Consider the following 13,009-nt stretch of genomic DNA (forward strand, 5'->3'; position numbering starts at 1 on the left):
TGATTAAGGGGTGGTAACGGCATGTATTCTTATGAAAGCTTCCTCCTTATCAGACCTCGGTAAAAATTTGATAATTGCGAAACGCGGTGATGCTAGTCATTGTCAGTGTTAACCGTATTGGCTATTAAAGCGCTATGTCCGGTTGGGGTGACTTTCATTTCCTAAACGTATAAGTTTGCTTGTAAGGAAAAAATTAGTGAGATTATCTATATATGAATTAAGAGAAAAAATATCCCGTGCATCAATTGTGCTCGGTATATTTTCTTTACTATTTTTCTTCTCCAGCGCCTCAAGTTCAAACCCGTCCGGTGGTGGAATTTATCCGGACTACAATTCAAACCCCATCCCCGCGGATATTACGGATATGAGCAGCACCGCCGCCCGGTTGGCCTCGCGTATTACTTTGGGGTGGAATCTGGGCAACAGCCTGGAGGCCATCGGTGGTGAGACGGCTTGGGGTAATCCGCGTACCACGCGGCAACTTATTCAGCTGGTAAAGTCCAGCGGCTTCGATTCTATTCGACTGCCTGTATCCTGGGATCAGTATGCGGACCAGGCGACAGCAGAGATTGACCGAGGGTGGATGAACCGTGTGACGGAGGTTGCGCAGTGGTGCCTCGATAGCGATATGACCGTGCTATTGAACATTCACTGGGATGGCGGCTGGCTGGAGCAAAACGTTTATGCCGATGCGCAAGAGCTGGTGAATGCTAAACAGAAAGCTTTGTGGCAACAAATAGCAACTCACTTTCGCGATTTTGATGAGCGCCTGATGTTCGCCGGTTCAAACGAGCCCGCCGTAGAGGATGCCTCAGGGATGGGTGTTCTGCTTTCCTATCATCAGACGTTTATCGATGCCGTACGCGCAACGGGTGGTAAGAATGCCTATCGCATTTTAGTCGTACAAGGGCCAACCACAGATATAGAAAAAACCCATCAATTTATGCGTACTTTACCTGAGGACACGGTAGCAGATCGACTGATGGTGGAGGTGCATTTTTACACCCCTTACCAGTTTGCCTTGATGTTGAAAGATGAGCCCTGGGGCAACCAGTTTTTCTATTGGGGTGCCGGAAATCACTCACAAACCGATACCGCCCACAATCCGACAGGGGGTGAAGAGGCGCGGGTGGATCAGTTGTTCGGGCTGATGAAAACCCGGTTTGCAGACCGGGGGATACCCGTGGTGCTCGGAGAGTATGCGGCGATAAACCGTTTTGGCCAGTTGTCCGGAGACAACCTTCAGCGACATATTCAATCCCGCGCTTACTGGCACAGGTATATCACGCAGTCCGCCCTGGCAAATGGACTTTTGCCTTACTACTGGGACAATGGAAGCAATGATAAACACTCCTCAGGTATCTTTGACCGCGATACCAACACCGTGTTCGATATTGAAACGCTGAACGCGCTCAACCAAGGGGTGGGGCGTCAGGCTGGGCCCTGACCGGACTGGAGGTGCTAGCACGCTATATATCCGGTGCCCCCTCAATGCCCATCATCAACCTCACGATTGTCCTTAAACGTGCGCCAGCCGCTGATCATGGAGCTGACCAGCGACTGGCGTGACATAATATCCTCTCGAATCGCCACATACACATGCACGATAATAAAACAGATAATGTACCACATCACCAGGCGGTGCCAGGTATGCACATCCTGGCTCTGGCCGAACAGGGGTATCACCCAGCTGCTGAACCACTCGTACTGCCAGCTGCCCATACCGGTGCCTTCACCGTAGAGTGCGAAGCCGGTAACAATCATAAACACCGTGCCCCAGACCAGCATCAGGTGCATGGTCAATACCGCCAGCGGATTGTGGCCGGTGTATTTGCGTGGTTCTTTGGTAACGAAGGAGTACCATTTTATTTCGTGCCAGACGCCTCCCCACCAGCTGCGGTTGAACAGCGGCAGCATAAATATCTGCCGGGCGTGTTCGTTGCCGACCAGCGCCCAGTAGATGCGAAACAAAAACCCGATGGCAAAAATATAACCGGCGGCAAAATGGGCAAAGCGAATATAGCCCATTAAAAAATTCTCGCTCGCCTCACCCGGCACGCTCGGCAGCGGCTTGCCGATAAAATATCCGGTAATGCACAAAACGGTAATCGACAGGGCGTTGACCCAGTGCCAGAGGCGCACCGGTGCCTCGTAAACATAGACGGCGGGTTCGGATTTCAATACGGCTTTGCTGGTCATCTGCGATTCTCCTCTACACCGGGCGGCGGGCCCGCAGCCCGCGCCGATGGTATCGACTGTCAACGAACTTTTACCTCGCACAACTGTTCACCGTCGTCACTCATTACATGCGTGGCGCAGGCGAGGCAGGGATCGAAACTGTGCAGGTTGCGCAGAATCTCCACCGGTTCGTCGGGCCGTTCCATGGGCGTGTCCAGCAGGCTGGCCTCGAAAGCGCCGATATTGCCGGCGGGGTCGCGCGGCGAACCGTTCCACGTGGTAGGCACCACACACTGGTAGTTTTCGATACGGCCGTCCTTGATTTTTATCCAGTGTCCAAGTCCACCGCGCGGCGCTGCCACCGTGCCCACCCCTTTGGCCTCGGCCGGCCAGCTCGACGGGTCCCACTTTTCCATATTCGCCGTATTCAGGTCGCCGGCCTTGATATTGCCCATCAACTCGTTCCAGTCGTCGACCATCATATCGGCGCAGTATTGCGCCTCCAGCGCCCTGGCCAGGGTTCTGCCGATGGTCGACTGCAATACCGTTTTGGCGCCTGCCTCGGTGCCGGCCAGTTGGTTAAAGGTGGCGACACTGCGCTGCACCTGTTCCTGGATATATTCCACGCCCTGCGCGTAGGCGAGCGTATAGCGCGACAGCGGACCCACTTCGACAGCATGGCCGCGCCAGCGCGGCGCTTTGATCCAGGAATATTTCGCCTCCTCGTCCACTTGTTTGATATCGGTGGAAGTGCCTTTTGCCTTGGGTCCCAGTGTGTAATTCGGCTCGGTCACACCGTCCCAGGGGTGCAGGCCGGCGTTCTCGTCGGGGTAGCTATACCAGGAGTGGGAAACAAATTCCTGCACCTGCTCTGGATCGCGCGGATCCACCGGCATGATTTCATCCCAGTTGCCGTTGAGTATCACACCGCCCGGCAGCTGGTCGGTGGATTTGTCGTAGTTCACTTTCGGATAGGCGCCGTAGTCCATCACATTCTTGGCGCCGTGGCCGCCGCCGTAGAGCCAGTTTTTGTAGAAGCTGGCAATGGCGATGACATCGGGGACATAGACGTTATTACAGAAGTCCACCATCTCCTGAATGCGCGACATCACAAAGTTGAGCCGCTCCATATTCAGTGGCGCCCCCGCGGCCAGTGCGTCGTCCATATTGATAGCGCAGGGCACGCCGCCGACCAGGTAGTTGGGGTGCGGGTTCTTGCCGCCAAACACGGTATGTACTTTGACGAAGTCTTTTTGTAAATCCAGCGCCTCCAGATAATGAGCGACCGCCATCAGGTCCGCCTCCGGTGACAGTTTGTAGGCGGGGTTGTCCCAGTAACCGTTTTTAAACGGCCCCAACTGGCCCGACTCGATAAACTTGCGAATCCGGGTTTGAATATCGCGAAAATAACCCGGGCTCGACAGCGGGTGCCGGGGTGAAACCGACTGCTGCAGCATGGAGGTGGCCTTGGGGTCGGCCTTGAGGGTGTTGACCGGATTGACCCAGTCCAGCGCGTGCAGGTGGTAGAAGTGCACCACGTGATCGTGCACCTGCAGTGTCTTGGCCATTATCTCGCGGATCAGGTGGGCGTTGGGGGGGATTCTGATAGCCAGCGCATCCTCCACCGCGCGCACCGAGGCCAGCGCGTGACAGCCGGTGCAAACGCCGCAGATGCGCTCGACAAAAGCCCAGGCATCGCGCGGATCGCGGCCTTTGAGTATGACTTCGAGACCGCGCCACATGGTGCCGGTGGATACCGCGTTGCGGATGACATTGTTATCGTCGACATTGACCTCGCAACGCAGATGCCCCTCGATGCGGGTGATCGGGTCCACCACCACCCGGCGGCCGCCGCTGTCGAGGGTAAAGCCGTTTGGCGTATTGGTAATACTCATGGGTTCCGGTCTCCTTTCTGCATGGCGCGCTTGACCGCGCTGGCGGCGATATGGGCGGCTGTGGCGGCACCGACAACGGCGGCAGCGGTGGCACCCACCTGATCGGCATTGCGCTCAACACCGAATTGCTTGATATCGGTCAGCCGCGCATACCACGAGCCCTTGTCCCAGAAGCCGTCCTCGGAACAGCCGATGCAGCCGTGACCCGCCTGGATCGGAAATGAAGTGCCTTCGTTCCAGCGAATGGTGGAGCAGGCGTTATAGGTGGTCGGCCCTTTACAGCCCACCTTGTACAGGCAGTAGCCTTTGCGGGCGCCCTCGTCGTCCCAGTCTTCGACAAACTGCCCGGCATCGAAATGCGGCCGGCGATAGCATTTGTCGTGAATGCGCTGGCTGTAAAACATTTTCGGCCGCCCCTGGCGATCCAGTTGCGGCAGCCGGTCGAAGGTCACCATATAAGTGATCACACCGGTCATCACCTCGGCGATCGGCGGGCAGCCGGGCACTTTGATAATCGGCTTGCCGTGCACCACCTTGTGTACCGGTGTGGCGCGGGTCGGGTTGGGTTTGGCGGCCTGTACACAGCCGTAGGAGGCGCAGGAGCCCCAGGAAACAATCGCCTTGCAGTGTTTCGCCGCATGGGTGAGCTGCTCCAGAAAAGGCTTGCCACCGATAATGCAGGACATACCCTCCTGGTTCAGTGGCGGATTGCCCTCCACCGCCAGCAGAAAATTGCCGTCGTATTTTTCGATGGTCTCCTCGATAATCGCCTCGGCCTGAACACCGGATGCCGCCATCACCAGGCTGTCGTAGTCCAGTGACACCATGGAGAGAATGACGTCTTTGGCCAAGGGGTGGGCCGAACGGATAAACGACTCGGAGCAACAGGTGCATTCCAGGCCGTGCAGCCAGATGACCGGGATGCGCGGTTTGGTTTCCATAGCCTCGGCAATCCTGGGTGCGAAGGCGGGGCCGAGCCCCAGGGCCGCCGCCGTCAGGCTGCAGTATTTCATAAAGCTGCGCCGCGTGATGCCCTGCCGCCGCATTACCTCATAAAAGGTTTCGGTCATCAGAATTTCCTCCCCGTGGTCTTCAGTCGGCTGCGGGGCTTAGCCGCACCCTAGCTGCGCAAGGAAACGCGAATATCGTGCCAACCTGAAAACCCGCTATCTTGGCGAATAGGAGCATTGGCAAGGCACTGAATTGATAAGATATTTTCCAGTTTGCCTTTCATTCTGGTAAATAGCTTTTCATTTTTGCTTGCATCGACCGGCAAGTCTTGCCAGAATGGCCGCAAAGAAACTATCCGCAATCGGTTACTTTTTTTTCAGCGAACCGGCCCTGGCCGGACAAAAAACCAGCCGGCGATAGCAAGCACCATCGATAGTAAGCACCAGCAATAACAAGAATAAACAGTGGTCAACGGAACCCTGTTATGGCGATGAAACAGACAGATGTCCTGATCCTCGGTATCGGCAACCTGTTGTGGGCCGACGAGGGCTTTGGTGTGCGCGCCGTCGAGGCGCTCAACCGGTACTACCACTTTCCCCAAAATGTGCGGCTGATGGACGGCGGCACTCAAGGTATTTACCTGGTCCCCTATGTACAGCAGGCCGACGTGCTGATTGTTTTCGATGCCGTCGACTACGGCCTGGCGCCCGGTACCCTCAAAATTGTGCGCGACGGCGAAGTGCCTAAATTTATGGGCGCCAAAAAAATGAGCCTGCACCAGACCGGTTTCCAGGAAGTGCTGGCGATGGCGGAGCTGCTGGGTGACTACCCGCAAAAACTGTTGCTGATCGGCGTGCAGCCGGTGGAGCTGGAAGACTACGGCGGCAGCCTGCGGGCGCCGGTTAAAGCCTGCATCGAGCCCGCTCTTGATATCGCCCTCGAGTTTCTCCGCGATCTCGGCATTGTCGCCGCCGAGCGCAGGCAACCCCTCGACAGCGCCGGCGAACTGGCGCCTGCGAGCCTGGCCATCACATCCTATGAGACCCAGCGCCCTGACGACAGCGAGGCCTGCCGCAGCGGTGATGCGCGCATTCTGCAGTCGCCGGCTTTTCATTTCGAGCCCAAGTCGGTAACGGCGGAACCGCTTAACCTGAGCGTGGATATCGATCAGCGGGGGCGGGGCTGATGTGTATCGGCACGCCCATGCAAGTGGTTTCCTGTGCGGCGCAGACGGCGCTCTGCGAACTCGACGGCAGCCGCGAGCAGGTGGATATAACGCTGGTCGGTGCCCAGCCGGCCGGCACCTGGCTGCTGGTATTTCTCGGTGCGGCCCGCGAGGTGATGGACCCGCTGGAGGCGCGGCGCACGCTCGACGGCATAGCGGCGCTGCAACAGGTCATGCGCGGCAGTGCGCAGGTCGATCACTTGTTTGCCGATCTGGTAGACCGCGAACCGCCCCTGCCCGAGCATCTGCGCCCGGCGGCGGCCGGCGCTGCGGTAACTGTAAACAACGGAGGCGCGCGCGGCGATGATATCACCACTGGTTAGGCGGCTGGTCGAGGTGTGGAAATACCCCGCAGCCGACACCGGCAACCTGCCACAGTTACTGGCCGACAACGAGCATCTGGTGCTGTTTTTTCCGGGCGATCCCGAACGCTATCCGGAGGGCGACGATGTCGCGGTTATTCTGCCGGAGCTGGTACGCGCCTTCGAGGGCAGGCTCAATGCGGCGGTGGTGCACAGTGAGAATGAAACGGCGCTGAGGCAGCGCTACCCGTTTAAAGCCTGGCCGGGACTGGTGTTTCTGCGCAGAGGCGTGCAATTGGGCAGCATCTGTAAGGTGAAGGACTGGGCGGATTATCTCGAACAGATCGAGGCGCTGCTGGGGCGGGAAACGGGGGCTGAACAGGCGATACCGAGTGTTAATTTGTAGTTTTGCCTCGAACCCGGTTGCCATGTGGGGATTTTGCTTTTTGAGACACGCTGCAAGTACCCGCACAGCGGGTCCAGCCCGAAATCACAGATTTCGGGCGTTTCGCGGCGCGAAGCGGTGCTTCGCTAATAGCCGCTACACCCCTGTAAGCTTGACGGCGGCATCCATGCCGCCGACAGTCTCAAAAAGCAAAATCCCCACATGGCAACCTGCATTGTGCCAACTTCAGTTTGTTTTGAGTTTAGTGTCCAATAGGTTGGGATTGCACTGCCTTAAGAAATTTTGGGTAGCTGATCGACCTCCACGTCATGCCTATCGATTTTGGTTAAGAATGTCGGAGGTAGGTTTTCCGCTGGGTGGGGCTTTCAGAAACTCTCGACAGCAGGGATGCTGTCGGGAAGTCCCCAGGGATGGGTTTATCGAGGGGACGCCCAGTCCGTGTTTCTGAAAGCCCCACCCAGCGGAAAACCGGTCGATTAGCACGCTTTTGCTTAAGTTATTGCCATTCCGATAAGTTGCCAGAGAAAAAATTAACGGTGAATAAAATGGAACATCCCAATCAGATTCCCGTCGTTAATATCTACGGGCCCGGCTCACAGCCCGAACCCGACACGGAGGGCGGACGGCTCGACTATATGACCATGCCCACCAGTATGTCGACGTTTCAACCACCCTTGCTGCCGGAACCGGATGAAGTCGGGGATATTTCCGCGGCGCTGGCGTTTCTCGACAAGGGTTGCGCGGCCTTGGAACAAGTCAGCCGCCAGGGCGGTGAGCGGCTGATCCCGCTGCAGGGACTCAATGACAATGCCCTCGGTCTGATCAACCAGATACTGGGCGTCGGCGAGGTCAGCGCCACTATCGCCGGCGACACACCCGTCGATATCCAGGAGTCGGTGATGGCGGGATTATGGCGCGTTCACCATCTGGATAAAGAGGGCAGGGTGGCCGGTGACTTTCTCGAAGTGGCGGCGATTCCCGCTGCGGTGCGGCAACTGGCTTTTCAGTCGGCGCGCGCCGGCGTCGACACCAATACAGAGGGCCTGCCTGCCGGCGTTATCAACTCTCCGGCACTGCTGGTCGAACTGGACGAAAAAGCCAGACATTATCGGGCCGGCGTCAGCCCCCATGTGATTAACCTGAGCCTGTTGCCATTGTCACCGGAAGATCTGCTGTTACTGGGCGAGAGACTCGGCGTCGGGCCCGTCACGATTCTCTCGCGCGGTTACGGCAACTGCCGCATCGGCAGCACCGCCTGCCGCTCGGTCTGGTGGATCAAATACTACAACTCCGAAGACGCACTGATACTGAATACCATCGAGGTGACGGCTATCCCGGATGTGGCCGTGGCGGCGCCGGAAGATATCGCCGACAGTGCCGAGCGGCTGCGGGAGATCGTGGAGATTTACCGATGAGCAAAGCAGCCGGCAGCGGTTTCGAAGGCTCCTATCTCGGCGCCGATGATCGCCTCGACGATGGGGCGGTGATGGAGTGCAAAATCTGCTGGAGCCGCTACGATCCGGCCGCCGGCGATGACTACTGGCAGATAGCGCCGGGCACGCCTTTCACCCGCCTGCCGTCCCACTGGCGCTGCCCGCAGTGCGACGGCGAAAAAAATCAGTTTATGCGCGTGTGGGATTGAAATGGTTGCGGACATGACAAAGGCGGTCGGCGAGCTGGAAAGTTGTTTCCGGCAGATACAGCAGCAGCGTATGCGGGATATGCCGATTCTCAATAAGGCCTTGCAGGTTGCCGCGGTCGGCTTTCACCCCTGGCGCGAGTTTTGGATGGGTGTGTTGATAACCCCGTGGTTTGCCAATCTGGTGCTTTTGCCTGCAGCGGCGGGCGCAGGGACTTTGCCCGCGCCCGGCAGCAGCGCCAGTTTTGCGTTTCCCGCCGGTCGCTTTACGTTTATTTCCGCCCGCGAGGCCGGTATCGGTACTTTTTTGAGCTGCTCACTGCTGTCGCCGGTATTTGAGCTGCGGACTCAGCAACAGGCCGAGGAAATGGCGCGCGAAGCGATCCGCACGATCATGCGGTCCCATACCGCAAACCGCAGCGATAACGGAACCCATGACGCTGTCCCCGATAAAATCAGCCGCCGGCGTTTTCTCGCCCGCCTGGCGGCATCGGACACAGACGCCGCAGCCACAGCAGACAAGCGGAGCGATCGCTTATGACGACGCCGGCCGGCCAACTCACTATCAGGCTGCAGCCCGGAAACGGCAGGCAGCCGGTGGCAATCGAATCCACCCGCCCCCAGTATCTGGCGCGACTGTTTAACGGCAAGCCGCTCGAGGAGGCACTGCAAGCTATCCCATTGTTGTTCAATATCTGTCGCGGCGCCCAGTCAGTGGCCGCGGTGCGGGCGGCTGAGCAGGCGTTGGGCTGGCCGCCGGCGCAGTGCCGCGAGCAAAACCGGGAAACTTTGTTACAGTTGGAAATGCTGCATGAACATCTGTGGAAACTCTTGATGGACCTGCCGCCGAGCCTCGGGCTGGCGGCCAGGCAGACGGAGATGGCAGCGGCCAGCCGCCAGCTCGGCCAGTCGATAAAGCATTTGCGCCAACACAACTGCACCCTGCAGGCACCCGGGGTGCCGGGTGATGCACAGGCAGCAGAGCTGCTGCCCGATAGGGCCTTGATCAATACACTGCAGCACCTGTTGTTTGGTGAAACCGGCGCGGCGGCGGACCGTTGGGAAGGGCTGGCGGCCGGGGCCGGGCTGGCCGGTGCATTGTTGCGTGCGCTGGCGCCTTTGGACTGGGTCAGCGCCATTCGCCCCGAAGCGCCGCCGGCGATGGCGCGAGCTGCGGTCGGGTCGCTGTTGGCCGCAGAAACACCCAATCACTATATACAGCTACACTTGCCCGCCGGCAGCGGTTTTGAGAGCGGCCCCCTGCTGCGTATGGGTGCTCACCCGCCGCTGGAGGCGGCGTGCAGACGCCCGGCACAGTGTCTGTCTCTGCGCCTCGTCGCCCTACTGTTGGAGACCGATAAGCTACTGCGCGACTTATATCCGGCACCGCGCCACAAAAGCGGCGAAGTGGCGCCGCCACAGTCGGGCTGCTGTCAGGTGGAAACTTCCCGCGGACGCCTGACCCATGCGCTGTCACTGGCGAGCGACAGATCGACACAAGCGCTGGTCAAAAAAATCGTTGTGTTGTCGCCCACCGACTGGCATTTTCACTCCCGGGGTATCGTCGCGAACTTGTTAAGTGAGCAACCGGCTGCCGACAGCGACAAGCGCTATCGCGGCGCCGAGCTGTTGATCAAATTGATCAATCCCTGCTGCGCCTATCGGCTAACGCTTGTCGAAGGCGGCACACAGAGGGCTCGCCGCTATGCATGAAATGTCGATTTGCGAGGGCATAGTACAGGTCATTGAAGCGCAGGCGGCGCTGCAGAATTACCAGCGGGTGAAAACCGTTTGGTTGGAAATCGGCGCTTTGTCCGGCGTCGAGATCGAAGCGCTGAAATTCTGCTTCGATGCCGTCTGTCACGACACCATTGCCGCGGGCTCCAGCCTGCATATCTGCGAGGTACCGGGCAGCGCCTGGTGTATGCAGTGCGCCAGGGCGCTGACGGTAACGGCGCGCTACGATCCCTGCCCGAATTGCGGCAGTTACCAGCTGCAGGTGACCGGCGGCGACGAAATGAGAATCAAAGAACTGGAGGTGGCATAATGTGTACAGTTTGTGGATGTGGCCAGGGTGAGCAGCGTATCGAGGGACAGGCTCACCAGCACCGAGATCATCAGCACTCTCACGCAGAGCACCACCCTCACGCAGAGCACCACCATCACGCAGAGCACCACCATCACGGTGATCACCACCATAGCGACCACGGTCATCCCCACCACGATCACCTTCACCACAGTCATCTTCACCACTATGGTCTGGGCCCGGCCCGCGCCCATGCTCCCGGTCTGGATCAGGCGCGGATGGTGAAAATCGAGCAGGATATTCTCGGCAAAAACGATCAGTACGCCGCCGCAAACCGCCGGCATTTTGCCGAGCGGGCTATTTTTGCCCTCAACCTGGTTTCCAGTCCGGGCTCCGGTAAAACCAGTCTGCTTACTCGCACACTGCACGACCTGAGCGGCGAAATACCGCTGGCGGTTATCGAGGGCGATCAGGAGACCAGCCAGGATGCCGAGCGCATTCGCGCCACCGGTGCTCCGGCGATTCAGATCAACACCGGCAAGGGCTGCCACCTGGATGCGCATATGGTGGGACACGCCGTCGAGTCGCTGGCACCGGCGTCCGGTTCGGTGCTGTTTATAGAGAATGTCGGCAACCTGGTATGCCCGGCTGCTTTCGATCTGGGCGAAGCCCACAAAGTCGCCATCCTGTCGGTGACCGAAGGCGAAGATAAACCGATCAAGTATCCGGATATGTTTTATGCGGCGGATCTGCTGCTGCTGAACAAAATCGACCTGCTGCCCTACCTGCAGTTCGATGTCGAGCGCTGCATCGATTTCGCCCGCCGGGTCAATCCACAGGTCGAGGTCATGCGGATTTCCGCCACCAGTGGCGAGGGCATGAGCCAGTGGTACGAGTGGATCAGGTCGGCGCGGGAGCAGCGGCATGCTTAATCTGCCCACGGTGTTGATCCTTGACGACGAGCAGCGCTCGGTAGAAAGCCTGGCGCGCATCCTCGACGAGGATTTCGATGTGCACTGCGCCACCAGTATTGACGCGGCGCGGGAAATACTGCAGCGCGAGTGGGTGCAGATTATTCTCTGCGACCAGCGCATGCCCGAGATGAGTGGTGTTGAGTTTCTCGCCGAGGTGCGCGAACAGTGGCCGGCGGTGATTCGCATGATCATTTCCGGTTATACCGACTCGGCCGATATTATCGACGCCATCAACACCGCCGGTATCTACCACTTCATCAGCAAGCCCTGGCAGCCCGCCGACCTGGTGTTGAAACTGCAGAACGCTGCGCAGTTGTTCCAGTTGCAGCGCCAGAACGAGCAGCTCGGCATCGAATTGAAACTGCGCCCGGAAACCCTGGCCGATGAACTGAATGAAAAGCGCCGCCTGCTGCAGGCGCGCTTCGACTGGGATCAGGGCATAGTGCGAACTTCGCAAAGCAGTATGAACCGGATCTGTGAAACCATCCAGCAGGTGGCGCCCTACGATGTCAGTGTGCTGCTGACCGGTGAATCCGGCACCGGCAAAGAACTCTGCGCCCGGGCGCTGCACTACAACAGCCTGCGCCAGGGCGCACCTTTTGTGGCGGAAAACTGCGGTGCCCTGCCCGATGAGCTGCTGGAAAGCGAACTGTTCGGCCACAAGCGCGGCGCCTTTACCGGCGCTGTCGACGACCGTGTCGGGCTGTTCGAGAAAGCCAGTGGCGGCAGTATCTTTCTCGATGAAATCGGCGAGATATCGCCGGCCTTCCAGGTCAAGTTATTGCGCGTATTACAAGAGGGGGAAATCCGCCCGCTGGGCACCAATCAGCGCCGGCAGATCGACGTGCGGGTGATCGCCGCCACCAACCGGGACTTGGAAGAGGATGTCAAACAGGGGCGTTTTCGCCAGGACCTCTTCTACCGCCTGGCCACCTTCATGATCAAACTGCCGCCGCTGCGCGAGCGCTCGGTGGATATCGCCACCCTCGCCTACAGTATTCTCGACGAAGTCATGGAACAACTGGGTAAAAAAGTCCGCGGCTTTACCGACGAGGCCATCACCTGCATGGAGGCCTACCGCTGGCCGGGCAATGTGCGCGAGTTGCAAAACGAAATCAAGCGCATGCTGGTGCTGGGCCGGGACGACTACCTGGGTGCCGATCTGCTTGACCCGCGCATCGTTATGGCCGAGCCTGAACCGGCGCGCAGTGATCTGACACTGGTCACCGGCGTGGAGGGCTCATTGAAGGAGCGTGTGGAAACACTGGAGACGCGGATACTGAAAGAGACGCTGATTCGCCACCGCTGGAATAAAACCCGCGCGGCCGAGGAACTGGGGCTGTCGCGAGTGGGGTTGCGCAGCAAGCTGGAGCGCTATGAACTGGAAAAGGCCGATGCCCAGGGATGACGAGG

General features: G+C 58.8%; 14 protein-coding genes. 11 read left to right on the forward strand and 3 right to left on the reverse strand.

The window, feature by feature from the left end; all coding sequences use genetic code 11:
• Window positions 1-175 precede the first annotated feature (175 nt).
• Window positions 176-1,447 carry a glycoside hydrolase family 5 protein gene (locus FKG94_RS15235; protein ID WP_246125190.1) on the forward strand — a complete coding sequence of 424 codons (1,272 nt, stop codon included), beginning with the start codon at window positions 176-178 and terminating at the stop codon, window positions 1,445-1,447.
• Window positions 1,448-1,488: 41 nt separating this feature from the next.
• Here the strand turns inward: FKG94_RS15235 and cybH are convergent, their stop codons facing one another.
• Genes cybH through FKG94_RS15250 form a run of 3 tightly spaced genes read right to left on the reverse strand, consistent with a single transcriptional unit; the run spans window position 1,489 to window position 5,143 of the window.
• Entirely contained in the window at window positions 1,489-2,199 is a 711-nt protein-coding gene (gene cybH / locus FKG94_RS15240; RefSeq protein WP_142905172.1) for a Ni/Fe-hydrogenase, b-type cytochrome subunit, read from the reverse strand.
• Between the two features lie 59 nt (window positions 2,200-2,258).
• Window positions 2,259-4,073 carry a nickel-dependent hydrogenase large subunit gene (locus FKG94_RS15245; protein ID WP_142905173.1) on the reverse strand — a complete coding sequence of 605 codons (1,815 nt, stop codon included), beginning with the start codon at window positions 4,071-4,073 and terminating at the stop codon, window positions 2,259-2,261.
• Window positions 4,070-5,143 (reverse strand): hydrogenase small subunit, encoded by a 1,074-nt coding sequence (locus FKG94_RS15250; RefSeq protein WP_142905174.1) that lies wholly within the window; start codon window positions 5,141-5,143, stop codon window positions 4,070-4,072. Before FKG94_RS15250 ends, FKG94_RS15245 begins: the two co-directional genes overlap by 4 nt.
• Window positions 5,144-5,508: 365 nt before the next feature.
• Between FKG94_RS15250 and FKG94_RS15255 the strand changes: the two genes are divergently transcribed.
• From FKG94_RS15255 to FKG94_RS15300, 10 genes are all read left to right on the forward strand, one after another.
• Window positions 5,509-6,210: a HyaD/HybD family hydrogenase maturation endopeptidase gene (locus FKG94_RS15255; RefSeq protein ID WP_218943547.1), complete on the forward strand. Its 702-nt coding sequence runs from the start codon at window positions 5,509-5,511 to the stop codon at window positions 6,208-6,210.
• Entirely contained in the window at window positions 6,210-6,572 is a 363-nt protein-coding gene (locus tag FKG94_RS15260; protein WP_142905175.1) for a HypC/HybG/HupF family hydrogenase formation chaperone, read from the forward strand. Before FKG94_RS15255 ends, FKG94_RS15260 begins: the two co-directional genes overlap by 1 nt.
• Entirely contained in the window at window positions 6,553-6,957 is a 405-nt protein-coding gene (locus tag FKG94_RS15265) for a thioredoxin domain-containing protein (protein ID WP_142905176.1), read from the forward strand. Before FKG94_RS15260 ends, FKG94_RS15265 begins: the two co-directional genes overlap by 20 nt.
• A gap of 545 nt (window positions 6,958-7,502) precedes the next feature.
• Window positions 7,503-8,372, forward strand: coding sequence for a hydrogenase expression/formation protein (locus tag FKG94_RS15270; RefSeq protein ID WP_142905177.1), 870 nt, complete (start codon window positions 7,503-7,505; stop codon window positions 8,370-8,372).
• The gene (locus FKG94_RS15275; protein ID WP_142905178.1) at window positions 8,369-8,599 is read left to right on the forward strand and encodes a rubredoxin; all 231 of its coding nucleotides are present in this window, start codon (window positions 8,369-8,371) and stop codon (window positions 8,597-8,599) included. Before FKG94_RS15270 ends, FKG94_RS15275 begins: the two co-directional genes overlap by 4 nt.
• Before the next feature lie 13 nt (window positions 8,600-8,612).
• Window positions 8,613-9,137: a [NiFe]-hydrogenase assembly chaperone HybE gene (hybE, locus tag FKG94_RS15280; protein ID WP_179957665.1), complete on the forward strand. Its 525-nt coding sequence runs from the start codon at window positions 8,613-8,615 to the stop codon at window positions 9,135-9,137.
• Window positions 9,134-10,309 carry a hypothetical protein gene (locus FKG94_RS15285; protein ID WP_142905180.1) on the forward strand — a complete coding sequence of 392 codons (1,176 nt, stop codon included), beginning with the start codon at window positions 9,134-9,136 and terminating at the stop codon, window positions 10,307-10,309. Before hybE ends, FKG94_RS15285 begins: the two co-directional genes overlap by 4 nt.
• Window positions 10,302-10,643 (forward strand): hydrogenase maturation nickel metallochaperone HypA, encoded by a 342-nt coding sequence (gene hypA / locus FKG94_RS15290; protein ID WP_142905181.1) that lies wholly within the window; start codon window positions 10,302-10,304, stop codon window positions 10,641-10,643. The genes FKG94_RS15285 and hypA overlap by 8 nt, the downstream gene beginning before the upstream one ends.
• Entirely contained in the window at window positions 10,643-11,554 is a 912-nt protein-coding gene (gene hypB / locus FKG94_RS15295; protein ID WP_142905182.1) for a hydrogenase nickel incorporation protein HypB, read from the forward strand. Before hypA ends, hypB begins: the two co-directional genes overlap by 1 nt.
• Window positions 11,547-13,004 (forward strand): sigma-54-dependent transcriptional regulator, encoded by a 1,458-nt coding sequence (locus FKG94_RS15300; RefSeq protein WP_142905183.1) that lies wholly within the window; start codon window positions 11,547-11,549, stop codon window positions 13,002-13,004. Before hypB ends, FKG94_RS15300 begins: the two co-directional genes overlap by 8 nt.
• The last annotated feature ends 5 nt before the right edge of the window (window positions 13,005-13,009 follow it).

Origin of the sequence: Exilibacterium tricleocarpae, assembly GCF_007004655.1 — a bacterium.
In the GTDB taxonomy this organism is placed as follows: Bacteria; Pseudomonadota; Gammaproteobacteria; order Pseudomonadales; family Cellvibrionaceae; genus Exilibacterium; species Exilibacterium tricleocarpae.